The following is a 24337-nucleotide window of genomic DNA, read 5'->3' as shown; positions in this document are numbered from 1 at the left end:
GAGAGGGTGGCCGCTTTGCGTTCGAACCTAACGAACAGTGCTGTCGATGAGCCGCCGAGCCGCCCTGTCGGTCCGCGCGACGTCACCGGTGATCATGCGATCCTGAAGTATCCCTCGCAGCCCCGAAACAAGCACTGTCGCAACAGCTTCCGCGTCCTCCACGCCGAATCGGCGCAAACCGTCCGCGAGCGCGGCGACGAAAGTGCCGATGGCGTCGACGGCATACGCGGCATACGGCCCGTCGGACGCGCAAGCCGCGCCGAGCACTTGCAGCATCACCTTCACACTGGTCGCCCCCGCACCGGTGGTGTTGGCGCACCAGAACTCCCCCAGCCGAGCGCGGAGGGCGGCGGCGTCGGCGATGTCGGCGAAGAGCCCCCTGATATCCGGGCGCTGGGTGGCGAGGGCTTGGACCAGCAACTCCTCCTTGGTGTCGAAGTAGTAGATGAGCATGCGCGAGCTGGTGCCGAGTTCCGCGGCGAGTGGGCGAAGGGACAGTTCGGCGAGGCCGTGCGCGGCGATGTAGTCGACGACGCCGTCGAGGAGTTCGGCGCGTTTGGCGTGGTCGAGTGGGCGGGCCATGGGTTGACTGTACCGAGTGCTACAGGTATTCATGGTGACCGTGACTGTAACACTCGCTTCAGAAACTGCGGACTCCGTCGTCGTCACCGCCTACGCGGCCACCACTTCGCTCGCCGACGACATGGAAACGACCTGGTCGAAGCTGGTACGAGGCGAGACGGGCATCGGCGTACTCGATGAGGACTTCGTCGCCGAATACGACCTGCCGGTCCGCATCGGCGGCAAGCTGAAGACGCATCCCGCCGCGCAACTGACCCGGATCGAACAGCGCAGACACTCCTACGTCGAACAGCTGGCGCTGGTCCTCGGCAGGCGGGTGTGGCAAGCGGCGGGCGCGCCGGAGGTCGAGGGCGAGCGGCTGGCGGTGGCCATCGGCACCGGACTCGGTGGCGGCGACGCGCTGATCGACGCGGTCGATGCCATGCGCGCGGGCGGCTATCGGAGGGTGTCGCCGATGGCGGTGCCGATGGTGATGCCGAACGGGCCCGCAGCGACGGTCGGTCTCGAAATTGGTGCCAAGGCAGGGGTTTTCGCGCCCGTCTCGGCGTGCTCCTCGGGTTCCGAGGCGATCGCACACGCTTGGCGGCTGATTCGCTCCGGTGAGGCCGACGTGGTGGTGACGGGTGGCGTCGAGGGCCACATCCACGCCGTGCCGATCGCGGGCTTCGCCATGATGCGCGCGATGAGCACCCGCAACGAGGAACCCGAACGCGCCTCGCGCCCCTTCGACCGGGACCGCGACGGCTTCGTCTTCGGCGAGGCGGGCGCGCTCATGGTGCTCGAATCCGAGCGTCACGCCAGGGCGCGCGGCGCCGCGATCCACGCCCGCGTACTCGGCGCGGGCATCACCTCCGACGCCTTCCACATCGTCGCCTCCGACCCGGAAGGCATCGGTGCGGCGCGCGCCATGCGCAAGGCCATCGAGACCGCGGGCCTCGGAGCTTCGGACATCGCCCACGTCAACGCGCACGCCACCTCGACGCCCATCGGCGACGCCTCCGAGGCGAACGCCATCGCGGCGGTCACGCCGCACGCCTCGGTCTACGCCCCGAAATCCGCGCTCGGCCATTCCATCGGCGCGGTCGGCGCGCTCGAATCCATCCTCACGGTGCTGACCCTCCGCGACCAGACCGTCCCACCCACCCTCAACCTCGACAACCAGTCCCCCGACATCGACCTCGACATCGTCGCGGGCACACCCCGCAGGCAACGGATCGACTACGCCGTCAACAACTCCTTCGGTTTCGGGGGACACAACGTGGCCCTCGCCTTCGGGCGTGCGTGAACCACCCACCACAGCCCGGCGATCACCTCCACCCGCGCGTGGCAGAATCGTTAACCGGACGAACTATTCGACGACCGGCAGCGGGGCCGGTCCGAGGGACGGACGATGACGTGAGTGATGCCTTCTACCTCCCGGATCCGGACGACCCGAAGCGGTTCATCTCCACCGAGCTCACGCGCGGGCCGTGGTCGCCGGACGCTCAGCACGCGGGGCCGCCGTCGGCGTTGCTCGGGCACGTCATCGAGCGGTGCGAGCCGCGCGAGGGGTTTCAGGTCGGGCGGGTCGCGGTGGAGATTCTCGGGCCCGTGCCGTTGCAGCCGCTGTTCGCCGAGGCGCGGGTGACGCGGCCCGGGCGCAGCGTCGAGTTGCTGGAGGCGACGCTCTCGACCGAGCGCGGTCCGGTCATGAAGGCCAATGCCTGGCGGTTCAAGCTTGCCGAGCCCGAGCTCGCGCTGCCCGAGGAGTTCCATCCGGTGGGCGCGCGTCCCGGTCCCGACCACGCGCCCGCACCGACGCCGTTCCCGACGGCACAAGAGGTCGGCTTCCACACCGCGATCGAATACCGTTTCGTCACAGGGGCTTTCGGTGAGCCCGGCCCGGCGATCTGCTGGATTCGGCTGAAGTATCCGATCGTCGCGGGCACCACACCGAGCCCGCTGGAGCGCACCCTTGCCGCCGCCGACTCCGGCAACGGCGTGAGCGCGGTCCTCGACTGGAACCGCTACCTCTTCATCAACACCGACCTCACCGTCACCCTGCACCGCCAGCCGGTGGGCGAATGGGTCTGCCTCGACGCGGTCACCTACCCGCAGCCGCACGGCATCGGCCTCGCCGAATCGGCCCTCTTCGACGAGAAAGGCCCCCTCGGCCGCAGCACCCAAACCCTCTACCTCGGCGTGCGCTGAGCTACGCCCGGGTGGAGATCTGCTGGATCGCCCAGCCGTTGCCGTCGGGGTCCGAGAAGAAGAGGAAGCCGACGTTGTCGAGGGGGTCGGGCATCTTCGTCGGGCTTTCGCCGAGGATCTGAATGTCGCCGACTTCCACACCCCGCTCGACCAATTCGGCCCGCGCCTTGTGCAGATCGGGAACCACCAGCTGCAAGCCTTGCAGCGAACCGGGCGTCATCGACGGCACCGCGCCCTTGCCGATCACGATCGAGCAGCCGGAACCCGGCGGGGTCAGCTGCACGATGCGGATGTCGTCGCCGATCACGGTGTCGTGGTCGACCGCGAAACCCAGTTGCTCCGAGTAGAACGCTTTGGCGCGGTCGATATCCGACACCGGGACCACGACGACTTCGAGCGTCCAATTCATCCCGATCCCCTTCGCGTCGCACGGTTTCTTCGTTCCTACCAGCCCATAGGCGGACTTCGCGCCCATTCGCGATTTCGCTCGGTGACGAACCGCGCATCGGGTAGCACGGCACCCGCGAGGGTTACGACGGCGACTCGATCCGTGGCGGTACGTCGGAAGCTCTCCATATTCAGGCCCGCGCGGTCTCGATCGGGCACGGGCAGCGGAACGCGTCCATTGGACCGTCCGGCACAGGCGTGCTGGTCAGCGCGCCACGCGGCGGACAGCACCCCGCTTGGCCCGCATCAAACCCGCGGCTGCCAGCGCCAGGCGAATTCACCGGGCTGCGGTGGTGGACCGGGGAGTTCGCCGTCGGCGGCGAGGCCGTCGATGAGCAGGGCGAGGGTGCGGCGGCGGAGCTGGGCGGTGCGTTCCGGGTCCGGCATGGTGATGGCGGCGCATGCCTCCAGGATCAGGCCGAGATCCAGCGGATTCACCTCCGCTCGCAGCCGTCCGGAAGCGTGGGCGCGACGGATGAGTTCTTCGTTGACCTCGCCCGCGTGCACGACGTCGGGCAGCATCGCCTCGTCGGGGGTGAAGGTGCCCGCCAGGTGGACGGTGAGCGAGTGGACGTCGGCGTCGACCACGCGCTCCAAGAAGCCGACCAGTCCGCGCCAACCATCCGAATCCTCCAGTGCCGCATCGGCTTCCGCGTTGTAGCGGCGCAGTCCCTCGTGGCAGAGAGTGCGCAGCAGCACCTCCTTGCTCGGGTAGCGGCGATAGAGCGCGCTGATACCGACGCCCGCGCGTTCGGCGACAGCGGCGATCGGCGCGTTGGCATCGGCGAGGAACACGGCCCGCGCCGCCTCCAGGATCAGCCCGTCGTTGCGGGCGGCCTGCGCCTTGCGGCCGGGCAGACCCTTGCGAGCTGGGACTTCGGATGTCTTCGGCATGAGTTCAGGGTAGCACTTGAAACGGAATGATCCGTTCTGCTACGGTCTTGAACAGAACGAAGCATTCCGTTTCAAAAAGGAGATTGCCGTGGCCACCATCAAGCCCTTCCGGATCGACATCCCTCAGGCCCAGCTCGACGATCTGGCCGAACGACTGCGCCGGACACTGTGGCCGAACGAGCTGGCCGGCGTGGGCGACGCCTACGGCGTGCCCAACGCTCGAGTGCGCACACTCGCGCAGTACTGGCTCGAAACGTTCGACTGGCGAGCGCTGGAGGCGAAGCTCAACTCGTATCCCCAGTTCACCGCCGACATCGACGGCGAGGACATCCACTTCCTGCACATCGAGTCGTCGCGGCCGGACGCGACCCCGGTGATCCTCACCCACGGCTGGCCCGGCTCGATCCTCGAATACCTGGATGTGATCGAGCTGCTCACCGAGCCGGAGTCGACCGATGCGCCCGCCTTCCACGTGGTGATCCCTTCATTGCCCGGCTTCGGGTTCTCCGGCCCCACCCGCAGCACCGGCTGGAACCGCTACCGCACGGCGAAAGCCTGGGTCGAGCTGATGAGCCTGCTCGGCTACGAGCGCTTCGGCGCCATCGGCAACGACGGTGGCTCATTCGTCTCGCCCGAAATCGGGCGGCTCGCGCCGGAGCAGGTCATCGGCGTGCACGTCACGCAGCTGTATTCGTTCCCGTCCGGCGATCCCGCGGAGTTCGACGGACTGTCCGAGCAGGACATGGCCGCGCTTCAGCACCTGCAGTGGTTCCACGAGAACAAGATGGCCTTCAACGCGTTGCACAGCCAGCAGCCGCAGACGCTGGCGTTCGCGCTCGCCGACTCCCCAGTCGGTCTCCTCGGCTGGAACGCGCAACTGTTCGGCGAATCACTGGACGCGGAATTCGTCGTCGGCAACGTGGCGATCTACTGGCTGACCGGCACAGCGGGCTCGTCGCTGCGGTTCTACTACGAGGACGCCCACACAGCAGAGCACCCCAAGGAGCCGACCACGGCGCCGACCGCACTGGCCATGTTCAAGGGCGACTTCCAGTCGATCCGCCGGTTCGCCGAGCGCGACCACAAGAACATCGTCAGCTGGAACTCCTACGACACCGCGACCGACTCGGACGGAGCCAACGACGCGGCGGGTCACTACGCCGCCCATGAGGCACCCGAGGTGCTGGTCGGCGATATCCGTCGATTCTTCGGCGGACTCGCCTGATCCGAAGCGAGGCGTCGCGGTCCGCCCCGCACCGACAGGGGTGGACCGCGACGTCTTCCTGTGGACGTTCGCTTATGTCAGCGAGAGTCACGGCCATGGTTCGTCTCGCTTTGCGTTGATGTACTGGATTCACCAACGGCACACCAGCTTTCATCGCAAGGAGAACACCATGAAAATCGCAGTCTTCGGAGCCACCGGCAGCGTCGGCCGACTGGTCGTCGAGCAGGCGCTCGAGCAGGGCCACGAGGTCACCGCGTTCACCCGCAACGCCGCGGGCGTCACCCAGCGGCACGAGCGGCTGCGTGTGGTGGAGGGCGACGTCTTCGACACGCACCAGGCCGAGAAGGCGGTCGTCGGCCAGGACGCGGTAGTGATCGCGCTCGGCGACGGCCGCAAGGGCAAGGTCCGCTTCGGCGGAACCAAGGCGGTCGTGGACGCGATGCACCGCACCGGCGTGCAGCGGCTGATCTGCCAGAGCACGCTCGGCGTCGGCGACAGCCGCGACAACCTCAACTTCCTGTGGAAGCACGTGCTCTTCGGCATGCTGCTGCGCCGCGCCTACAACGACCACGTCCAGCAGGAGGCGTACGTGCGGTCCAGCGGTTTGGACTGGACCATCGTGCGCCCCAGCGCCTTCACCGACGGGCCGCGGACCGGCAGCTACCGGCGGGCATTCCCCGGATCCGCGCGCGGACTCACCTTGAAGATCGCGCGGGCGGACATCGCCGAGTTCCTGCTGGAGCAGCTGACCGACTCGACCTACCTGCACCGGGCGCCGGGGATCTCGCACTGATGCCTTCGGCGACGACCGCACCGACGGCCGGACGCATCCCCGCATGCCCGAGACCCCCGGCCTCGACCCACGCCCCATCCATCGCACGTGGGTCGAGGCCGGACTCGCACCACCGCTCAGGCGTGCTCACGCAGCTCTCCCCAAACTGGAAAGGGGTCGTCGAACTGGGCCCAAACATCCGGTCCTGCGGCATATTCGGCGTCGGTGAGCAGCGCGCTGTCGAGTGCACCGAGCCACATCCCGCACCCTGTTCAGCCGGGGTCGCGCAGCTGGACGAAACCGAACTCACCACGAGTAGCAATGACACCTCAGCGCAGGAAATGTTCCGCAAATGGTACCCACGAGGTGCCCTTTGGGTAACATTTCGACATGCAGATCGACCTGGCGAACTTGATCGAGACCCTCCGCTCGACGGGCGGCGACTGCACCGACGTCGAGGTCAAGTCCTGCGCCGGGGGCCTACCACAATCCCTCACTACCACCCTGTCCGCGCTGGCCAATCACCCCGGCGGCGGCACGGTCATTTTGGGACTCGAGGAGCAGAACAACTTCAGCCCCGTCCAACTCCCGAACTATCAAGAGTTGAAGCAAGGCCTTGCGAAAAAAGCCCGATCGTTGACCCCGCCGGTGCAACTCACCATCGAAGACGCGCAGGTGGACCACTCGCCGGTGATCGTAGCCCAGGTCCACGAGTGCTCGCCGTCGGCGAAACCGTGCCGGGTCCAAGCGACCGGATACGCGTACCTGCGCGGGTACGACGGCGACTTCCAGATGTCGGCAGTGGAGGAACAAGCATTCCTGGCACTCCGACAGCCTTCCTTGTTCGACCGGCGACCCGTGGAGGGCGCGGCGCGGTCGGATCTGGACGACGAACTGATCGAAGACTTCACTCGCAACGTCCGATCGAGGGACCGGCGCGGCCTCGGCCGATTCGTCGGCGACGAACTGCTGAAACGCGCGGGCGCGATCACGAGCGATGGGACGCCGACCGTGGCGGGTTTGCTGTCACTGGGAACCCATCCGCAGCAGTGGCTTCCCCGTTTTGTCATCCAAGCCGCCGCAGAGGCCACTGCGACCGATCCGGCCGGGTCGCGTGTCCGCAACCAAGTTACGATCACCGGCCCGATCCCCCGCATGCTGGACGCCGCGATGGAATGGGCCGAGCAGACATTCGATACCGCGGTCGTGACCCGACGGGACGGCACCGTGATAGACGTCCCCGCGTATCCGCTCGTCGCCTTCCGGGAACTGATTGCCAACGCCCTGCTTCATCGCGACCTCGATCACTGGTCGTCCGGCACGGCCGTTGAGGTGCGTCTTCGTCGCGACCGACTGGTTGTCACCAATCCCGGTGGGCTGCACGGCATAACCCTGGATCGCCTGGGGAAGGACGTCGTGACCTCCGCCCGCAATATGTGGCTCGTCAATATCTGCCAGTACCTGCGAGCACCCGACTCCGGCGGACGCGTGATCGAAGCGCTCGCCACCGGCATTCCCACCATTGCCCAGTCGCTCGAAGAAGCTGGTCTACCACCCGCTTGCTATGCCGATGGTGGCATCAGGTTCACCGCGGTACTGAAGTCGAAGCCGCAACGTCCTCAGCAGGCCGCATTGCGAGAAGCACTGCGGGAGAACTGGTCTTCTGGCCCTGGACTCGTCCGCCCCGAGTCCATCCGACTGCGTTCGCGGACGCAGCAGCAAATTCTGGAACTCCTCGAGCGCGGACCGCGAACCATGTCCGATCTTCGGGCGGCATTGGGGTTGTCCACCTCGGGAATTCGAAAGGCGCTGACAGCGCTGCGGGCGGCGGGTGATATCGAACGAATCGGAGGACCGGGGCGGGCAACCGTCTACCAACTTCCAGACAGACAACAGGACTGATTGTGCCGAGTTCGGCGACGGCCGGACGCATCCCCGCATGCCCGAGACCCCCGGCCTCGACCCACGCCCCATCCATCGCACGTGGGTCGAGGCCGGACTCGCACCACCGCTCAGGCGTGCTCACGCAGCTCTCCCCAAACTGGAAAGGGGTCGTCGAACTGGGCCCAAACATCCGGTCCTGCGGCATATTCGGCGTCGGTGAGCAGCGCGCTGTCGAGTAGCGCGCGCACCCGATCGCCTTCGAGCCGTATACCGATGAAGACGATCTCCTGCCCGGCAGGCACTTCCAGCGAGGACCACCACGCCGCGGGTTCGAAGGTCAGGTTCGGACCGGCCTGCGACCAGATCGCCACCAGATTCGCGCGGCTGGCGATCCAGCAGAATCCTTTACTGCGCAACATACCTCGCAGTTGTTCCAGCGCCTCCGCCAGGCGCGCCGGGTGGAACGGCCGCTCGGCGGTGTAGGTGATGCTGCGAATGCCGTACTCTTCGGCCTCCGGAACATGGCCGCCCGCAAGCTCTTCGGCCCACCCCTCGGCGCCCGATGCCACCACAGGGTCGTAGCGACCGGTATCGAGCACCTCGTCGAGCTCCACCACCCCGTGCGAGGTGCGCAACACCCGCGCACGCGGATTGAGCCGCCGCACCGTGGCTTCCACCGTCCCCGCGGCATTCGCGCTCACCAGATCGGTCTTGTTGATCAGCAGCACGTCGGCGAATTCCACTTGGTCGACAAGCAGATCGGCGATGGTGCGCTCGTCACCCTCGCCTGCCTCCAATTTCCGTTCCGCCAACGCCTGGCCGCGCACCACCTCGCCGAGGAAGGTGGAGGCGTCCACCACCGTCACCATGGTGTCCAGTCGGGCGATGTCGCCGAGCTTGAAGCCGTCCTCGAACTCCCAGTCGAAGGTCGCCGCGACCGGCATCGGCTCCGAGATGCCGGTCGACTCGATGACCAGCTGGTCGAAGCGCCCCTCGCGAGCCAGCCTGCCGACCGCCTCGATGAGGTCCTCGCGCAGCGTGCAGCAGATGCAGCCGTTGGTGAGTTCGACCAGTTTCTCTTCGGTGCGGTCCAGGTGCCCTTGGCCCGCGACGAGCGCGGCGTCGATGTTCACCTCGCTCATGTCGTTGACGATGACCGCGACCCGGCGGCCCTCACGGTTGGCCAGGATGTGGTTGAGCAGCGTGGTCTTGCCCGCCCCGAGGAAGCCGGACAGCACGGTGACGGGCAGCAGGTCGGAGCGCGGAGAAGTGGTCACGAGTTAATGGTAATGGTTTTCATTTACATGACGCACGGCGGGCCTCGGCCGACCCGACACTCCGCACATGTACGGCAGCCCGGCGACACCAATCACGGAGACTCACGCTCACCTGTCGACCAACTAGCTTCCGACCGCGCCGGTTATGGTCGGCCTGTGAAACTGCTCCCCCTTCCCGCCGACGGACAGACCCCGGTACGCGTCCTCACCATCGCAGGCACCGACTCCGGCGGCGGCGCCGGAATCCAGGCCGACTCGCGCACCATGGCGATGTGCGGCGTGCACGCGTGCGTCGCGGTGGCGGCGGTGACGGTGCAGAACTCGTTGGGCGTGAGCGGCTTCCACGAGATTCCGCCGCAGATCGTCGCCGATCAGGTGCGGTCGGTGGTCGGCGACATCGGCGTCGGCGCGGCCAAGACCGGCATGCTCGCCTCGACGGCCATCATCGAGGCGGTCGCCGAGGTCTGCCGGGAAGTGGGCATCGGGCGTGACGGCGAGATTCCGCTGGTCGTCGACCCCGTGGCCGCCTCCATGCACGGCGACCCGCTGCTGCACGCCGAGGCGCTGGACGCGGTGCGCCACACGCTGATTCCGCTGGCGACGATCGTGACACCCAACCTCGACGAGGTCAGGCTGATCACCGGGATCACGGTCACCGACCATGCCGAGGCGCGACGCGCCGCCGAGGCCCTGCACGCACTCGGCCCGCGCTGGGCGATCGTGAAGGGCGGACATATGCGCTCCTCCGAGCTGAGCACGGACCTCCTCTTCGACGGCGAGAACTTCTACGAGTTCCCCGCGCCGCGCATCACCACCGGCAACGACCACGGCGGCGGAGACACCCTCGCCGCGGCCATCGCGTGCGCCCTCGCGCACGGATATCCGGTGCCAGAGGCAGTCGAGTTCGCCAAGGAATGGACCCGCCGCTGCCTGGCCGCCTCCTATGATCTCGGCGCAGGCCACGGCCCGGTCTCCCCGCTGTGGCGGCTGCACTCCTGACCACCGAGCCGGGCGCCGAAACTTGTCGGTGGGCAGGTCCATACTGGGGATGTCGCGAACACGGCCGGCCTCAACGGCGCGGCTCGGCTGAGAACAACGGCGTTCGCAGTGGACGCGACAAGGCGTACCTCCGCACCAGCCGTGCGCGGCTAGACGTACTTCGTCCGGCAGCGCGTGTCATGCGGACTTCCGCCTTCGCTCTGGCCATGCGCGGCTGACGACGGATCACGTCCAGCGCTGGCTTACGCCCCCGTGCCGCCCTCGGGCGGCACCGCCGGGGCCGAGACGCCCAGTAGGCCGAAAGGCGCAGTTGGTCGATGCACAGCCAAGTGGCCGAAAGGCGCTCGGGTTGTCGAAAGTCTCAGATCGTCGAAGAGGCTCAGATCGTCGAAAAAGCAGAGTGCAGGGGTAGATCGGCGTTGATGACGATGCCGTTGAGGCGAGCATTCGCCTCGGCGAGCGCCGAGACGATCTCGGCGATATAGGCCACGAACTTCTCGATCGGCATCGCATTGCCCTGGAGCCGATTCGCGCCGAGCCACCAGTCGGTGGCCGAGGCGACCGCGCCGAATATCGAATAGTTGACGAGCTCGATGCTGGCCACATCGATCGACTCGTCCTCGACAAGCCCGGCGAACATCTCGGCGGCCCGCCGCGCCGACTGCCGAGCCGATTGCAGCGCCCGCTCGGACTCGTCGGCCTGCTGGGTGAAGTGGCTGTGCAGCATGAAACGGAAGACGTTCGGGTGCTCGGTGACCACCAGCGCGTATTCCGCGGCGCCGCGCCGAACCAGTTCGCGCGCCGAGTCGTTGCTCAGATCGATGCTGGAGATGATGCGTTCCCACAGCATGTCGCGCACCCGGTCGACGATCGCGTTGTAGAGGTCGGTCTTGTCCTCGAAGTGCCGGTACAGCTTCGGCTTCGCGGCGCCTGCCTCCTTGGCGATATCGCCCATGCTGACTTCCGGACCGAACTTGTCCAGCGCGCGGAACGCGGCGTCGACGAACTCGTCGCGCACCTTCACCCGGTGCGCGCGCCACCGCTCGGTCCGGGCGTCGACCCGCTTGGGCCGCGCCTGGTCGACTTCCCGGCGGCTGTGCATCACGAATCCGACCGTACCAATTCTTCACTCCACCTCGGTCAACTCGGTCGGCACCGGAAACGGTGGCGTGCTCTTGCCGGTTATCCGGAACCGCCGCCACGGATCGGGGTCGCCGACGTAGCCCTCGCGGGCGCCGTGCTCGGTGCGAATGGTGACCTTGGTGCGCGGCTCGTCACCGAGCGCGGCCGCGAGCTCGTCGTTCGGACGGATCCGGCCGAACCACCGGTAGACGCCATCGATCGGCTCCCGATAGCCGCGCAACTCGACCTGCACCGGAATCTCGCGGCCGTGCACGACGAGGGTTGCCGCGCCCAGGTAATCGGACCGCGCGTGCGGACTGTCGCTGTTCATCTCGACTCCTCGAAACCCCGCCTCACCTCGACCGTTGACATCGAGTGAGACGTGGGACACACTCGTGAATGTACACGGAACCGACGGTATTGGGTACTAGAAGTTCCGCATTCACACAGAGAGCTGGTGGGGACAATGACGTCCAGCCACAACCATGGCTTTCGGCCTGCCACCACGCCGTCCGGCGCGGCCGTGCGCCGTCGTCGCCACATCGGCGACCGGCAGAGCACCGCCCGACGGCTGCTGTTCGCCGGCGTCGCCGAGGCGGCCTACGATCCCGATCTCGACATCGACTGGGACGCGCCGCCTGACCCGGCGCTGAATTGGCTACCGCCCGAGCGTGTTTCGCTGTACGGCAGCAGGCTGTGGGAACGGCTGAGTCCCGAGCAGCGACGCGAACTCGGCAAGCACGAACTGGTCAGCATGCTCAGCGTGGGCATCTACGCGCAATCGATGCTGTCCATGCTGATGTTCCGCGACGTCATCGAAAGCCGCGACCCCGTCGACGATCACACCAGGTTCACCCTGGCGGCGATTCACGACGAGAGCCGCAACTCCACCATGTACAGCAGACTGATCAACGCCACCGGCCTGCCGCCGTATCGGCTGCCCGCGCCGCTGCGCGCGCTGACCAAGCTCACCCTCTGGATCCCCGACGGGCCAACCGCACTCGGCTTCCGCCTGCTCATCGAGGAGATGGCGGCGCAGCTGTTGCGCGAGCTGACCACCGATCCGCACATCCAACCGCACCTGCGTCAGCTGGCCTTGCTGCACGCCGCCTCCAGCGCGCGGCACGTCGAGGCGACGCGCGCGGAGTTGTTGCGCGCCATCGACTCTCGCGGCGCGATCCGCGCCGCACTGCACCGGTGGGCGTTGAGTGCCGTGGCCGCCGTCGCTTACGCGGCGCTCGTGCATCCGGCCGTGTACCGAGCCATCGGAATTCACCCCATCGCGGGCGCGGCGGCCGCGCTGACCACCGGCGCCTACCGACGCAACGCACGCGCCGCGACCGCGACCGTGCGCGACTTCCTCCGCGAAACGCACGGCACACCGGGCGTTCGCTCGATCAGGAACAGGAGAGCGGTGCGATGACCACCGAGACCACCGGACCCGTCGTCACCACCGCGGGCGCATCGACGGTGCGCCGCAAGACGGTCGGCGATCGACAGAAGACCGCTCAGCGGCTGCTGCGGTCCTCCGCCGAACGCGCCTACGACGGTGAGCTCGACATCGATTGGGACGCACCGATCGAGCCCGGCAAACACTGGATACCCGAACACCGGCAATCGCTGTACGGCACCGCGCTGTGGGAGCGGCTCACCCCCGAGCAGCGCACCGAGCTCGGCCTGCACGAGCTGGTGAGTGTGCTCAGCTTCGGCATCTTCGCGGAGGCCGGGCTGAGCACGATGCTCTTGCGCACCGTGCTGGAGAGCGAGCGACTGGTGGACGACCACACTCGCTACGCCCTTGCCGAAATCGGCGAGGAGACACGGCATTCCACCATGTTCAGTCGCCTGGTGAATCTCACCGGACTGCGGCCGTACCTGCTGCCGAAGACCGCGCGCAAGCTCACCCGCCTCGCCACGTTCATCCCGCTCGGCCCCTCGGCCTACGCGGGCACCCTGCTGATCGAGGAGATCTTGGACCGGCTACAGCGCGAGGCGATGAACGATCCGGACCTGCAACCCCATGTGCGCCAACTGATGAAGATCCACGTGCTGGAGGAGGCGCGCCACATCACCTACGCCCGTGAGGAATTGGTGCGCGCCATCGAGGAGCGCGGCAAGGTGTCCAACGCCTTCCACCGGCTGGTGTTCGCGGTGATGGTGCTCGGCGTGTACCCGGTGTTGATCAATCCGCGCGTGTACCGCTCGGTGGGCATCGATCCGCTCGTCGGGTTCTTCGCGGCCTTCACCTCGCCGAACTTCCAGGTGAACGCGACCTTCGCAGGCGAACCGCTGCTCCGCTTCGCGCACGAAGTGGGCATGCTCGACGGCGCCGTGACGCGGCGGCTGTACCGCCTCTCGCGCAGCGTGCCGCAGGACATCCTCGACGAACTCGAGCGCCGCGCGGCGGCGTGATCCGATCGGAAGTGACGCGATGGCAGCGCAATCCTCGGCCCCGGTGCACACCGGGGTGCTGATCATCGGCAGCGGGTTCTCCGGCCTCGGCATGGGAATCGCGCTGGACAAGGCGGGTCTCGGCGACTACTTGATCGTGGAGAAGGCCGACGAGATCGGCGGCACCTGGCGTGACAACACCTATCCGGGCTGCGCCTGCGATGTGCCGACGCACCTGTACTCGTATTCCTTCGAGCCGCGGTCGAATTGGCGGCGGCTGTTCTCCGGGCAGCCGGAGATCTTCGGCTACCTGAAGGAAGTCGTCGCCAAGTACCGGCTACGCGAGCGTATTCGGTTCGGCCAGCACATGGTTCGCGGCTACTGGGACGAGGACGAGCGTCGCTGGCACGCGTTCAGCGCCGACGGGCGGGAGTACATCGCGCGGTTCATCGTCTCGGCCATCGGGGCGCTGCATGTCCCGAGCATTCCGGAATTCCCCGGCCGCACCGAATTCGGCGGCACTGCTTTCCATTCCGCTCAGTGGGACCACGATGTCGAGCTGCGCGGCAAGAAGGTCGCGGTGATCGGCACCGGCGCCAGCGCGATCCAATTCGTGCCGGAGATCATCGACGAAGTTGGCGCGCTGACGGTGTTCCAGCGCACCGCGCCGTGGGTGCTCCCGCGCGCCGACGTGGTCTTCTCCGAGCGTTTCCGCACCGCGCTGCGGCGGGTGCCCGGACTGCGCTTCGCGCTGCGCAACGGCATCTATTGGGGCGCGGAGGTCGCCGCCTACGGGATGACACGCAGACCCGACCTGTTGAAAGCGGTGGAATGGGTCGGTCGACGGCACATCGCGCGCCAGATCGACGATCCCGCGCTGCGCGCCGCCGTGACGCCGGACTATCGGGCGGGCTGCAAACGCCTGCTCGGCTCGGACACCTACTATCCGGCGCTGGCCGACCCGAAGACGACCCTGGTCACCGACCGCATCGACCACTTCACCGCCGCGGGCATCGTCACCGCCGACGGCGTCGAGCATCCGGCCGATGTGATCCTGTACGGCACCGGCTTCCACGTCATCGACTCGTTCACCAATTTGTCGATCACCGGACGCGACGGCGTCGACCTCGCCGCGCGATGGACCATCGAGGGCGTACAGGCGCATCGTGGCATCACCGTCGCCGACATGCCCAACGCCTTCTTCCTGCTCGGTCCGAACACCGGGCTCGGCCACAACTCGATCATCTTCATGATCGAGTCGCAGATCCACTACGTGCTCGACGCGATCCGGCAGGTCCGGGCGCGCGGCGCGGTAGCGCTTGTCCCGCGACGGGCGGCGCAGGACCGGTACAACGCTGAACTCCAACGCAGGCTGGCGCATTCGGTGTGGAACACCGGCGGCTGCCGCAGCTGGTACCTGGACGAGCACGGCAACAACCGGACGCTGTGGTCCGGCTTCACCTGGCAGTACTGGTTGCAGACGAGGCGGCTGCGACCGGACGAGTACGAGTTCATCGGCCCGGCGCCGAGCGTGCCGGTCCGACCGACCGTCGTGCTGGAAAACCGGCCCGCCCAGCGCTTTCCGACCACGTTCGCAGGCAACTGAGGGGGATCCCGTGCACCACTTCGACAACAAGGTCGCCGTCATCACGGGCGCGGGCTCCGGCATCGGCCGGGCGCTCGCGCTGGAGCTGGCGCGGCACGGCAGCCGCCTGGCGCTGTCCGACATCGACACCGGCGCGGTCGCCGACACCGCAGGTCGGTGCGAAAAGCTCGGCGCCACCGCCGTTCCGTACCAACTGGACGTGGCGCAGCGGGCCGCCGTCTACGCGCACGCCGAGGACGTGCGCGCCGAGTTCAGCGGCGTCGACCTGGTGATCAACAATGCCGGTGTCGCGCTCAGCGCCGATGTGATCGACATGGAATGGGACGATTTCGACTGGTTGATGAACATCGACTTCTGGGGCGTCGCGCACGGCACCAAGGCCTTCCTGCCCGACCTGATCGCCTCCGGTGACGGGCACGTCGTCAACGTGTCCTCGGTGTTCGGCTTGATGGGCATACCATCCCAAAGTGCCTACAATGCCGCGAAATTCGCGGTACGCGGCTTCACCGAGGCGCTGCGGCAGGAGATGCGCATCGCCGGGCACCCGGTCGGGGTCACCTGCGTGCATCCCGGCGGCGTATCGACCGACATCGCCGTCAACGCGCGCGGCATTCCGGACGGGGTCGATCGGGAAACGGTGCGGCGCGGCTTCGAGCTGATCACGATGACCAGCCCGGAAGCCGCGGCAAAGATCATCCTGCGCGGCGTGCGCAAGAACAAGGCGCGGGTGCTGATCGGGCCGGACGCGCGCGGCTTCGACCTGGTGCCACGGCTGCTCGGGCCGCGCTACGAGGATCTCGGCGTTCCGCTGTACCGGCTGGGCAAGCGGGCAGCAGGCCGTCTCGGCATCGAACTGTAGGAGGGGCGATGGAGCAGGCCGATTCCCACGTGCACACCCTGGAAGTGGTGGAGGTGATCAAGGAGACGGACGCGGCGATCTCGCTGGTCTTCGAGGTTCCCGACGCGTTGGTCCACCGATTCCGTTACCACCCAGGGCAATTCCTGACGCTGGAGGTACCGAGCGAGCGCACCGGGTCGGTCGCGCGCTGCTATTCGCTGTCCAGCTCGCCATATTTGGACGACGACGCCATCGTGACGGTCAAGCGCATGCCCGGCGGATACGCGTCGAATTGGCTGTGCGACAACGCTTCCATCGGCATGCGGCTGCGCGTACTCGCGCCGTCCGGTGTGTTCGTGCCGAAGTCGCTCGACGCCGACCTGCTCCTGCTCGCGGCGGGCAGCGGCAGTACGCCGATCATGTCCATCGCCAAGTCGGCGCTGATCGCTGGTACCGGCACGGTGCTGCTGGTCTACGCCAACGACGACGCGGACGCGGTGATCTTCGGCGCGGAACTCGAGGAGATGGCGGTCGAGTTCCCGGATCGGTTCACGGTGGTGCACTGGCTGGTGGACGAGCGCGGCCTTCCGACGGTGCCCGCGCTGCGCGAGCTGTTGATCCCGTACCCGCGCTACGACGCATTCGTCTGCGGCCCAGCGGCTTTCATGGCGACGTGCACCGCGGCACTGCGGGCGATCGGCATGCCGGAGTCGCACATCCACCACGAGAAGTTCCAATCGCTGACCGGTGACCCGTTCGCGGACATAGAACTCTCGGGCACGGACGCCGAATCCGGCGCGGCCACCGCCACGATCACCCTCGACGGACGCACTCTGGAGTTGCCGTGGCCGCGTTCCCGCACCCTGCTCGACGTGCTGCTCGCCAACGGCTACGAAGCGCCGTTCTCCTGCCGGGCGGGTGAGTGCAGCGCGTGCGCCTGCACGGTTCGGGCGGGCGAGGTGCGGATGCTGCGCAACGAGACGCTGGTCGACGCCGACCTCGCGCTCGGCCTGACCCTCGCGTGCCAAACCGTTCCCGTCTCCGACCACGTGCGCGTCGACTTCGATCAGTAATCACGTTGCCGGAACGGCGGGGGCGGGTGTACCTGCTCCTCATGTGGTTCTCCGCACGAGCGCCTGCCAACGGAAATGGCTTGGCCTGATGGTGGGCCGACTCCGCACAAGATCACTTGCCAGTGATCGTTTGCCGGAACGGCAAGGAAATTGGCGCGGGGCGGCGGACTGGGCGCACCATGCCTTGTGCGGGTTACCCGCTCGACCATCACGAGGCATACGCAGGTCAGGAGAGGCGTTCGATGACCGAAACCACCGCTGAGGAGTACTGGGAAGACTTCTACCGCGAGCGCGAGCGGGCCTGGACCGGCAAACCGAACGCGTTGCTGGTTCGCGAAGTCGCCGATCTCGCGCCGGGCACCGCGCTCGATCTCGGCTGCGGCGAGGGCGGGGACGCGCTCTGGCTGGCCGAGCGCGGCTGGCGGGTGCACGCCGTCGACGTGTCGACCATCGCGTTGGCGCGCGGCGCCGAGCACGCCGCGGCCGCGGGCGTCGCCGATCGCATCACCTGGGCGCGGCACGACCTCGCGCACTCCTTCCCCGAGGGCTCCTACGACCTCGTTTCGGCACAGTTCCTGCACTCGCCGGTCGCGGGGGACGGTGAACGCGACAAGATCCTGCGCCACGCCGCCGATGCCGTCGCCCCGGGCGGCACGCTGCTGATCGTGGCGCACGCGGGGTGGCCGACCTGGATGATCGAGCCACCCTTCTTCGAATTCCCCACGATCCCAGGCACTCTCGCCGCACTCGCACTGCCGCCCGACGAATGGCGAGTCGAAACCCAGGATCTCGCCGACCGCGAATGGATCGGCCCCGAGGGCCAGGAGGGCCGCAGGGAAGACACGGTCCTCCGCATCCGCCGCCTGCGCTGAGCTGCTGCCACAAAGCGTTCGTACGCGTCACATAGGCACCGCCTGTGTGAGGAGTACCAAACCTCTGTGGGACCGCCCGGTCGATCGCGTACCGCACCACCGGCTGATCGCTGAAACGCCGCCGCGCACCGGCTCTTTCGAGATCCGGTGCGCGGCGACGGTGGATGTTCAGCTTGCTGCGGTGTAGGTCGCTTCGACCCACTCGGCGAAGGTCGGGCCCGCGAGGGTGGCGTGCGAGCCGGGGAGCAGGGTGCCGTTCTCGAACTGCTCGCGGTCCGGGTTGGTCGGGTCGCTCATTTCTTGGACCCGGATCGCGTCGCCGCGGCGGGCGGCGAGCAGCGCGGCCGCGCCCGCCATCGTCTCCGGCTGGGGTCCGGCGATCTCCGGGAACGGTCCGTCGGTGGTCTCCGGGGCCGGGTTCACGGCCATCTCGACGAGCTTCTCGGCCACGGCGCGGGCCGCGACCAGCTGGGTGCGCATGTTCGGCAGGTAGGCGACGTCGCCCTGGGTGCCCCACATCATCATCACCTCGACCAGCTCGTGGAACTGCGCGGCCCGCAGGATCTGCACCGGCAGCGGGCCCTTGGCGAGCTCCCGCTCGTGCACCAGCTTCGCGGCGTTGTAGCCCGCGACGGAGTCGTCGATGCCGATGATGGACACCACGACCAGCCGCTCGACGCCCGCCTCGCTGCCCGCCTCGTGCAAGTTGCGCGCGGACGCGGTGAAGAACTCGGTGGCGATGTCCTTGTCCGCCGAGGGCGTGCTGGACGCGTCGATCACCACGTCGACGCCCGCCAGCGCCTCGGCGAGGCCCGCGCCGGTCTCGATGTCAACGCCGTTGGCGCGGGAGAAGGCCACCACCTCGTGGCCCTGCTCGTTCAGCACGTCGACGACGTGGCGGCCGAGGCGTCCGGTGGCTCCGGCGACGGCGATCTTCTTGCTGGCGTTCATGTCCTGCTCCTTCTGCTGCGCTGCGGTGTTCCGCGTTCACAGAGAGGACGGCGCCGGACGCGCGAGTGTGACATCGCATCGAACGCGCAGGTCAGACGTCGCACAGGTGCAGAGCGCACGGTTCGAGGGCGCACAGTCAGGATGCCGAATCGCGCAGCCTGACCCGTAGAGCGCGAAACCCGCCCGGCGCGAGGACCGCACAGCTCGAGCGCCACGCGGCAAGAGCCACACAGCCCAACCCACGCAGCACAGAACGTGCACGGCGCAAGGACCACACGTCTCGAGCACCGCGTCTGCGAGAGCCGCACAGTCCGACCCGCACGGCGCGGAAGCCACACGGCGCGAGGACCAGACAGCTCGAGCTACCACGCCTCGCAGAGCCGCACAGCCGACCCGCGCAGCGCGGAAACCGCACGATGCGGAAGCCGTGCAGTACGAAAGCCGCGGCGGCCGAGGTCGTCAGCGCGGCGCGGTGAGCGCCGAATGCAGTGTCGCCGACCACTGCTGGACGATCTCCTTGCGGCGGGCCGAGTCGTCGGTGAGGACGTCGGCGAGCCCGAGACCGCGGGCGAGATCGAGCGTGGCCTGTACCAGGTGGTGGGCGACGGGGTCGGAGTCGTCTACACCGAGCGCCTCGACGGCCCTTCGGTGCGCGATCCGACCGAACTTCGCCTCCAACGGCACGATGCGTTCGCGCAGCACCGGGTCGGCGGCCGCGTGCGTCCACACCTGCAACGCCGCCTTGAACAGCGGAGACGTGTAGGACTCGACGAGACCCGCGACGACGGCCTGCGTCCGGCCAACGCCCTCGGCCACCCCGGCGATCGTCACCGCCTCGGCTTTCGCCTGGTCCATGCGGGTGTCGAACATGTACTCCAGCGCGCCCGTGATCAGGTCTTCCCTGGTCGGGAAGTGGTGCTGGGCCGCACCGCGCGACACCCCCGCCCGCTCGGCGACCACGGCGACCGTCGCGGCGGCCCAGCCCATCTCGGCCAGGCAGTCGATGGTCGCCTCGAGCAGGCGCTGCCTCGTCGCTCGGCTGCGGTCCTGCTTGGGTTCGTGGGGTGTCGCCATGGCGCTATTCTGCCCAGCTCGGTGCGCGCCGCTGCAGGAAGGCCAGCATGCCCTCGTGCACCTCCGGCGTGCCGAAGAAACTCGCCGAACGCCGCGCCAGCTCTTCGGCGGAGGCGTCGAACCCGGCGAGGATGTCCGCGTTGACCAGACGCTTCGCCTCGGCCAGACCCTGCGGCGACCCCTTGCGCAGCTCGCCGATCAGCCGCGCGACCTCGGCGGCCGGGTCCTCGGCCGTTACCGTGACCAGCCCGATCTCGGTGGCGACGTCGGCGCCGAACTTCTCGCCGGTCAGGTAGTAGCGGCTCGCGGCGCGCGGGCTCAGCCGCGGCAGCAGGGTGAGCGAGATCATGAACGGCGCCAACCCGATTCGCACCTCGGTGAGCGCGAAAGAACTGCTCGGCCCGGCCACCACCAGGTCGCAGGCCGCGACGATGCCCATGCCGCCCGCGCGCACATTGCCGTCGATCTGCGCGATCACCGGCTTGGGAACCTCCACCAGCCTGCGCAGCACGCCGATCATCACGCGGGTGCGCTGGTCTGCGGCCACCGCCGGGTCGGCGTCGCTGGCCTCGCTGAGATCCGCGCCCGCGCAGAAGGTGTTGCCGGTGTGGGTGAGCACGATGCCGCGCACCGCGGGGTCGGCGGCCGCGTCGTCCAAGCCGCGCAGCAGCTCGGTGACCAGACGCGAGGACAGCGCGTTGCGGTTGTGCGGTGAGTCGAAGGTGAGGACCGCGAAGCCGTCGCGGATCTCGTAGCGAACGAGCGGCGCGGTGGAAGTGTCGGTCATCGGGTCTCCATAGGATTCGTCGGTCAGGGAATCCCGCCCCGGCAACGTCCGGCCGGGGCGGAATCGGCTGTGTCAGTAGGACTTCGGCAGACCGAGCGAGAACTGGGCGACGAAGTTGAGCACCATCTCGCGGCTGACCGGCGCGATCCGGCCGATGCGGGACGCGGCGAGCATGGCCGCCAGACCGTAGTCCGCCGTGAGGCCCGCGCCGCCGTGCGTCTGGATCGCCTGGTCCAGCGCCTTGATGCTGGCCTCGGCCGCCGCGTACTTGGCCATGTTCGCGGCCTCGGCCGCGCCCATCTCCTCGCCTGCGTCGTAGAGGGTCGCGGCCTTCTGCATCATCAGCTTGGCCATTTCCAGCTCGATCTTCACCTGCGCCAGTGGATGCGAAATGCCTTGGTGCGCACCGATCGGCGTCTTCCAGACCGTGCGCTCCTTGGCGTATTCCACGGCGCGGTCGATGGCGTAGCGGCCGAGGCCGACGGCCATCGCGGAACCCATGATGCGCTCCGGGTTGAGGCCGGCGAACAGCTGCATGAGCGCCGCGTCCTCCTTGCCGACCAAAGCGTCGGACGGCAGGCGGACGTCGTCGAGGAACAGGTTGTACTGGTGGTCCGGCTCGATGATGTCCATCTCCTGCGCCACCTTGGTGAAGCCGGGCGCGTCGGTGGGCACGATGAACAGGGCGGGCTTGAGCTTGCCGGTCTTGTGGTCCTCGGTGCGCGACACGATCAGCACCGCCTCGGCCTGATCGACGCCGGAGATGAAGATCTTGCGGCCGTTGAGGATCCAGTCGTCACCGTCGCGGCGGGCGGTGGTGGTGATCTGGTGCGAGTTGGACCCGGCGTCGGGCTCGGTGATGCCGAAGACCATCTTGCCGGAGCCGTCGGCGAGCTTGGGCAGCCAGTGCTGTTTCTGCTCGTCGGTGCCGTACTTGGTGATGATGGTGCCGCAGATGGCCGGAGAGACCACCATCAGCAGCAGGCCGGCGCCCTGCGCGGACAGCTCCTCCATCACCAACGCCAGCTCGTACATGCCAGCGCCACCGCCGCCGTACTCCTCCGGCAGGTTGACGCCGAGGAAGCCGAGTTTGCCTGCCTCGTCCCACAATTCGGTGAGCGGCTCGTTCTTGCGCGCCTTGGGCAGCACGTAGTCGCGGTAGGTGTACTTGGCGGCGAGCGCGGCCACCGCGGCCCGCAGCTGCTTGCGCTCGTCGGATTCGATGAAGGTCATTACTGCTCCTGGTTCTCGTTGACCGCGTCGTCGGGATCCACGACGGCAAGGACGGCGCCGATGTCGACCTGCTGGCCGACGGTGACATTGAGCGCGCTCAGCACGCCCGCGGTGGGCGCGGCGATGGTGTGTTCCATCTTCATCGCCTCCAGCCAGAGGATCGGCTGACCCGCGTCCACCCGGCTGCCGACCTCGGCGCCGAGCCGAATCACGCTGCCCGGCATGGGCGCGAGCAGCGAGCCGGTGGCCACCTGGTCGGCCGGATCGCTGAAGCGCGGCAGCCTGCGCGCGCTCACCGGGCCGAGCGGCGAGTCGACGCAGACCAGATCGCCGTAGCGCGCGACGGTGAACACCCGCCGCACCGGGCCGCGTTCGCCCGGCACGCTCAGCACGACCCGCTCGGGGGCGAGTTCGACAAGCTCGACGCCCTCGTGGCCGTCCACCTGCACGCCGGTGCGGGTGAACCGGTAACCGACCTCGTGCACGCCGCTGGTGCGGCTCTCGTAGGACTTGCGCTGCGACTGCGAAGGCAGGTTCCGCCAGCCGCTCGGCAGCCCTCCGCCGACTCGCGCCGTCGCACGGTTGGCCGCGGCGTCCGCGAGGGCGGCGGCGACGATCGACAGCGCCTCGTCCGCATCGGACACCAAAGGCGCTGCGAGCGTGTCCATTCCATGCGTCTCGAAGAACGCGGTGTCGGTGTCGCCCGCCAGGAAGGCCGGGTGGCGCAGCACCCGCACCAGCAGGTCGCGGTTGGTGACAAGGCCGTGGATGCGGGCCCGCTGCAATGCCGAGGCGAGCAGACGCGCCGCCTCCGTGCGGGTCTCGGCGTAGGAGATGACTTTGGACAGCATCGGGTCGTAGTGCACGCCAACCACCGATCCGTCCACGACACCGGTATCCAAGCGCACGCCCGCGCGATCGAGCAGGTCGAATTCCGCTGTCACCGAGGGGATGTCGAGGCGGTGCACGGTGCCGCTCTGCGGCTGCCAGTCGTGCGCCGGGTCCTCGGCGTAGAGGCGGACCTCGATGGAATGTCCGCGCATGGCGGGCGGCTCGGCGGGCAGTGCCGCGCCGGAGGCCACCTCCAGTTGCAGGCGAACGAGATCCAGACCCGTGGTGCATTCGGTGACCGGATGTTCCACCTGGAGACGGGTGTTCATCTCCAGGAAGAAGAAGTCGCCCTGCTCGTCGGCGAGGAACTCGACGGTGCCCGCACCGGTGTAACCGATCGCATTCGCGGCAAGCCTAGCCGCCTCGAACAACCGGTCACGCATGCTCTGCCCATCAGCCATGCGCGCGGGCCCTCCGTGGCTACGCTGCGCTACCGCCTCCGGGCCTGACGCGCGCATGGCGTCGACACGCTCGACCAGCGGCGACGGCGCCTCCTCGACGACCTTCTGGTGACGGCGCTGAATGGAGCACTCGCGCTCGCCGACCGACCAGATCGTGCCGTGCGTATCGGCCATGACCTGGACTTCGATGTGCCGACCTGTCTCCAGGTAGCGCTCACAGAACACGGTCGGGTCGCCGAACGCGGATTCGGCCTCGCGCCGGGCCGCCGCGATCTGCGGTTCCAGGTCGGCGAGTTCGCGCACCACCCGCATGCCGCGCCCGCCGCCACCGGCGGACGCCTTGATCAGCACCGGCAGGTGCGCCTCGGTGACCTCGGCCGGGTCCAGCTCGGCAAGCACCGGCACGCCAGCGGCGTCCATCATCTTCTTGGACGCGACCTTCGAGCCCATCTGCTCGATGGCCTCGATCGGCGGACCGATCCACACCAACCCGGCCGCCTGCACGGCGCGCGCGAATTCGGCGTTCTCCGAAAGAAATCCGTAGCCCGGGTGGATCGCGTCGGCACCGGCCGACAGCGCGGCTTCGACGATCAACTCACCGCGCAGATAGGTCTCGGCGGGCGTGTTGCCTGGCAGCCGGACCGCGGCATCGGCCTCACCGACGTGCGGGGCGGCGGCGTCCGCGTCGGAGTACACGGCGACGGTGCCGAGTCCCATTCGCCGACAGGTGGCGAACACGCGGCGGGCGATCTCGCCGCGGTTGGCGACCAGCACGGTCGTAATCGGCCCGCCCGCAACGAGGCTCGTCGAATCACTGGCACTCATGGT

Annotated in this window: 24 protein-coding genes; 12 read left to right on the top strand and 12 right to left on the bottom strand. The window is 68.1% G+C overall.

All coding sequences use genetic code 11. The features are described 5' to 3' along the window. Positions 1–27: 27 nt before the first annotated feature. Positions 28–582: a TetR family transcriptional regulator gene (locus NAM01S_RS30055; RefSeq protein ID WP_067791688.1), complete on the bottom strand. Its 555-nt coding sequence runs from the start codon at positions 580–582 to the stop codon at positions 28–30. A gap of 40 nt (positions 583–622) precedes the next feature. On the opposite strand from NAM01S_RS30055, the gene NAM01S_RS30050 reads away from it, so the two are divergent. Continuing rightward, positions 623–1867: a KasA/KasB family beta-ketoacyl-ACP synthase gene (locus NAM01S_RS30050; protein WP_372511748.1), complete on the top strand. Its 1245-nt coding sequence runs from the start codon at positions 623–625 to the stop codon at positions 1865–1867. A gap of 110 nt (positions 1868–1977) precedes the next feature. Then, positions 1978–2772: a thioesterase family protein gene (locus NAM01S_RS30045; RefSeq protein ID WP_067791684.1), complete on the top strand. Its 795-nt coding sequence runs from the start codon at positions 1978–1980 to the stop codon at positions 2770–2772. 1 nt (position 2773) lies between these two features. Here the strand turns inward: NAM01S_RS30045 and NAM01S_RS30040 are convergent, their stop codons facing one another. Together NAM01S_RS30040 and NAM01S_RS30035 are read right to left on the bottom strand one after the other, a co-directional pair. Then, on the bottom strand, positions 2774–3181 hold the full coding sequence (locus NAM01S_RS30040; protein WP_067791713.1) for a VOC family protein: 408 nt from the start codon (positions 3179–3181) through the stop codon (positions 2774–2776). A gap of 284 nt (positions 3182–3465) precedes the next feature. Continuing rightward, positions 3466–4113, bottom strand: coding sequence for a TetR/AcrR family transcriptional regulator (locus NAM01S_RS30035; protein ID WP_067791682.1), 648 nt, complete (start codon positions 4111–4113; stop codon positions 3466–3468). Positions 4114–4201: 88 nt separating this feature from the next. On the opposite strand from NAM01S_RS30035, the gene NAM01S_RS30030 reads away from it, so the two are divergent. Then, a complete protein-coding gene (locus NAM01S_RS30030; protein WP_218018481.1) occupies positions 4202–5338 on the top strand; it encodes an epoxide hydrolase family protein in 1137 nt (378 codons plus the stop codon). Between the two features lie 169 nt (positions 5339–5507). Next, the gene (locus NAM01S_RS30025; protein WP_067791709.1) at positions 5508–6131 is read left to right on the top strand and encodes an NAD(P)-dependent oxidoreductase; all 624 of its coding nucleotides are present in this window, start codon (positions 5508–5510) and stop codon (positions 6129–6131) included. Between the two features lie 116 nt (positions 6132–6247). Here NAM01S_RS30025 and NAM01S_RS36840 read toward each other — a convergent pair whose 3' ends face one another. Then, entirely contained in the window at positions 6248–6370 is a 123-nt protein-coding gene (locus NAM01S_RS36840; protein WP_255284344.1) for a hypothetical protein, read from the bottom strand. Between the two features lie 130 nt (positions 6371–6500). Here NAM01S_RS36840 and NAM01S_RS30020 point away from each other — a divergent pair, with 130 nt between their 5' ends. Beyond that, a complete protein-coding gene (locus tag NAM01S_RS30020) occupies positions 6501–8012 on the top strand; it encodes an ATP-binding protein (RefSeq protein ID WP_157107972.1) in 1512 nt (503 codons plus the stop codon). Positions 8013–8122: 110 nt separating this feature from the next. On the opposite strand, the gene NAM01S_RS30015 is transcribed toward NAM01S_RS30020, so the two are convergent. Continuing rightward, a complete protein-coding gene (locus NAM01S_RS30015; protein ID WP_067791680.1) occupies positions 8123–9271 on the bottom strand; it encodes a GTP-binding protein in 1149 nt (382 codons plus the stop codon). A gap of 156 nt (positions 9272–9427) precedes the next feature. Here NAM01S_RS30015 and thiD point away from each other — a divergent pair, with 156 nt between their 5' ends. Then, the gene (gene thiD, locus NAM01S_RS30010; protein ID WP_067791678.1) at positions 9428–10270 is read left to right on the top strand and encodes a bifunctional hydroxymethylpyrimidine kinase/phosphomethylpyrimidine kinase; all 843 of its coding nucleotides are present in this window, start codon (positions 9428–9430) and stop codon (positions 10268–10270) included. Positions 10271–10649: 379 nt separating this feature from the next. On the opposite strand, the gene NAM01S_RS30005 is transcribed toward thiD, so the two are convergent. Both NAM01S_RS30005 and NAM01S_RS30000 read right to left on the bottom strand, forming a co-directional pair. Further along, positions 10650–11372 (bottom strand): TetR/AcrR family transcriptional regulator, encoded by a 723-nt coding sequence (locus NAM01S_RS30005; RefSeq protein ID WP_067791676.1) that lies wholly within the window; start codon positions 11370–11372, stop codon positions 10650–10652. A gap of 24 nt (positions 11373–11396) precedes the next feature. Continuing rightward, a complete protein-coding gene (locus NAM01S_RS30000; protein WP_067791674.1) occupies positions 11397–11723 on the bottom strand; it encodes a DUF4873 domain-containing protein in 327 nt (108 codons plus the stop codon). 135 nt (positions 11724–11858) lie between these two features. Between NAM01S_RS30000 and NAM01S_RS29995 the strand changes: the two genes are divergently transcribed. From NAM01S_RS29995 to NAM01S_RS29970, 6 genes are all read left to right on the top strand, one after another. After that, on the top strand, positions 11859–12815 hold the full coding sequence (locus tag NAM01S_RS29995; RefSeq protein WP_084483423.1) for a diiron oxygenase: 957 nt from the start codon (positions 11859–11861) through the stop codon (positions 12813–12815). Next, positions 12812–13804 (top strand): AurF N-oxygenase family protein, encoded by a 993-nt coding sequence (locus NAM01S_RS29990; RefSeq protein WP_067791669.1) that lies wholly within the window; start codon positions 12812–12814, stop codon positions 13802–13804. The genes NAM01S_RS29995 and NAM01S_RS29990 overlap by 4 nt, the downstream gene beginning before the upstream one ends. A gap of 19 nt (positions 13805–13823) precedes the next feature. Then, on the top strand, positions 13824–15389 hold the full coding sequence (locus tag NAM01S_RS29985) for a flavin-containing monooxygenase (protein WP_067791667.1): 1566 nt from the start codon (positions 13824–13826) through the stop codon (positions 15387–15389). Between the two features lie 10 nt (positions 15390–15399). Continuing rightward, entirely contained in the window at positions 15400–16248 is an 849-nt protein-coding gene (locus NAM01S_RS29980; protein ID WP_067791665.1) for an SDR family NAD(P)-dependent oxidoreductase, read from the top strand. 8 nt (positions 16249–16256) lie between these two features. After that, the gene (locus tag NAM01S_RS29975) at positions 16257–17300 is read left to right on the top strand and encodes a ferredoxin--NADP reductase (RefSeq protein ID WP_067791663.1); all 1044 of its coding nucleotides are present in this window, start codon (positions 16257–16259) and stop codon (positions 17298–17300) included. Positions 17301–17542: 242 nt separating this feature from the next. After that, the gene (locus tag NAM01S_RS29970) at positions 17543–18172 is read left to right on the top strand and encodes a class I SAM-dependent methyltransferase (protein WP_067791662.1); all 630 of its coding nucleotides are present in this window, start codon (positions 17543–17545) and stop codon (positions 18170–18172) included. A 168-nt stretch (positions 18173–18340) separates the two neighbouring features. Here the strand turns inward: NAM01S_RS29970 and NAM01S_RS29965 are convergent, their stop codons facing one another. The 5 genes from NAM01S_RS29965 to NAM01S_RS29945 form a co-directional block, all read right to left on the bottom strand. Beyond that, the gene (locus NAM01S_RS29965; protein ID WP_067791660.1) at positions 18341–19123 is read right to left on the bottom strand and encodes an SDR family oxidoreductase; all 783 of its coding nucleotides are present in this window, start codon (positions 19121–19123) and stop codon (positions 18341–18343) included. A 459-nt stretch (positions 19124–19582) separates the two neighbouring features. Beyond that, positions 19583–20197 (bottom strand): TetR/AcrR family transcriptional regulator, encoded by a 615-nt coding sequence (locus NAM01S_RS29960; RefSeq protein WP_067791658.1) that lies wholly within the window; start codon positions 20195–20197, stop codon positions 19583–19585. Between the two features lie 4 nt (positions 20198–20201). Then, positions 20202–20984, bottom strand: coding sequence for an enoyl-CoA hydratase family protein (locus NAM01S_RS29955; RefSeq protein WP_067791656.1), 783 nt, complete (start codon positions 20982–20984; stop codon positions 20202–20204). Between the two features lie 72 nt (positions 20985–21056). After that, positions 21057–22217, bottom strand: coding sequence for an acyl-CoA dehydrogenase family protein (locus NAM01S_RS29950; RefSeq protein WP_067791654.1), 1161 nt, complete (start codon positions 22215–22217; stop codon positions 21057–21059). Beyond that, positions 22217–24334, bottom strand: a complete 2118-nt coding sequence (locus tag NAM01S_RS29945; RefSeq protein WP_067791652.1) for an ATP-binding protein — start codon at positions 24332–24334, stop codon at positions 22217–22219. Before NAM01S_RS29945 ends, NAM01S_RS29950 begins: the two co-directional genes overlap by 1 nt. Positions 24335–24337 lie beyond the last annotated feature (3 nt).

It is taken from the genome of Nocardia amikacinitolerans NBRC 108937, from assembly GCF_001612615.1.
Taxonomy (GTDB): domain Bacteria; phylum Actinomycetota; class Actinomycetes; order Mycobacteriales; family Mycobacteriaceae; genus Nocardia; species Nocardia amikacinitolerans.
The sequence above is the reverse complement of the archived record's forward strand: the minus strand, read 5'-3'. Positions and strand labels throughout refer to the sequence as shown.

Coding starts and splice junctions, on each gene's coding strand:
- NAM01S_RS30055 (WP_067791688.1), bottom strand. CDS start 582: ATGGCCCGCCCACTCGACCACGCCAAACGCGCCGAACTCCTCGACGGC.
- NAM01S_RS30040 (WP_067791713.1), bottom strand. CDS start 3,181: ATGAATTGGACGCTCGAAGTCGTCGTGGTCCCGGTGTCGGATATCGAC.
- NAM01S_RS30035 (WP_067791682.1), bottom strand. CDS start 4,113: ATGCCGAAGACATCCGAAGTCCCAGCTCGCAAGGGTCTGCCCGGCCGC.
- NAM01S_RS30025 (WP_067791709.1), top strand. CDS start 5,508: ATGAAAATCGCAGTCTTCGGAGCCACCGGCAGCGTCGGCCGACTGGTC.
- NAM01S_RS36840 (WP_255284344.1), bottom strand. CDS start 6,370: ATGTGGCTCGGTGCACTCGACAGCGCGCTGCTCACCGACGCCGAATAT.
- NAM01S_RS30020 (WP_157107972.1), top strand. CDS start 6,501: ATGCAGATCGACCTGGCGAACTTGATCGAGACCCTCCGCTCGACGGGC.
- NAM01S_RS30005 (WP_067791676.1), bottom strand. CDS start 11,372: ATGCACAGCCGCCGGGAAGTCGACCAGGCGCGGCCCAAGCGGGTCGAC.
- NAM01S_RS30000 (WP_067791674.1), bottom strand. CDS start 11,723: ATGAACAGCGACAGTCCGCACGCGCGGTCCGATTACCTGGGCGCGGCA.
- NAM01S_RS29995 (WP_084483423.1), top strand. CDS start 11,859: ATGACGTCCAGCCACAACCATGGCTTTCGGCCTGCCACCACGCCGTCC.
- NAM01S_RS29990 (WP_067791669.1), top strand. CDS start 12,812: ATGACCACCGAGACCACCGGACCCGTCGTCACCACCGCGGGCGCATCG.
- NAM01S_RS29985 (WP_067791667.1), top strand. CDS start 13,824: ATGGCAGCGCAATCCTCGGCCCCGGTGCACACCGGGGTGCTGATCATC.
- NAM01S_RS29975 (WP_067791663.1), top strand. CDS start 16,257: ATGGAGCAGGCCGATTCCCACGTGCACACCCTGGAAGTGGTGGAGGTG.
- NAM01S_RS29970 (WP_067791662.1), top strand. CDS start 17,543: ATGACCGAAACCACCGCTGAGGAGTACTGGGAAGACTTCTACCGCGAG.
- NAM01S_RS29965 (WP_067791660.1), bottom strand. CDS start 19,123: ATGAACGCCAGCAAGAAGATCGCCGTCGCCGGAGCCACCGGACGCCTC.
- NAM01S_RS29960 (WP_067791658.1), bottom strand. CDS start 20,197: ATGGCGACACCCCACGAACCCAAGCAGGACCGCAGCCGAGCGACGAGG.
- NAM01S_RS29955 (WP_067791656.1), bottom strand. CDS start 20,984: ATGACCGACACTTCCACCGCGCCGCTCGTTCGCTACGAGATCCGCGAC.
- NAM01S_RS29950 (WP_067791654.1), bottom strand. CDS start 22,217: ATGACCTTCATCGAATCCGACGAGCGCAAGCAGCTGCGGGCCGCGGTG.
- NAM01S_RS29945 (WP_067791652.1), bottom strand. CDS start 24,334: ATGAGTGCCAGTGATTCGACGAGCCTCGTTGCGGGCGGGCCGATTACG.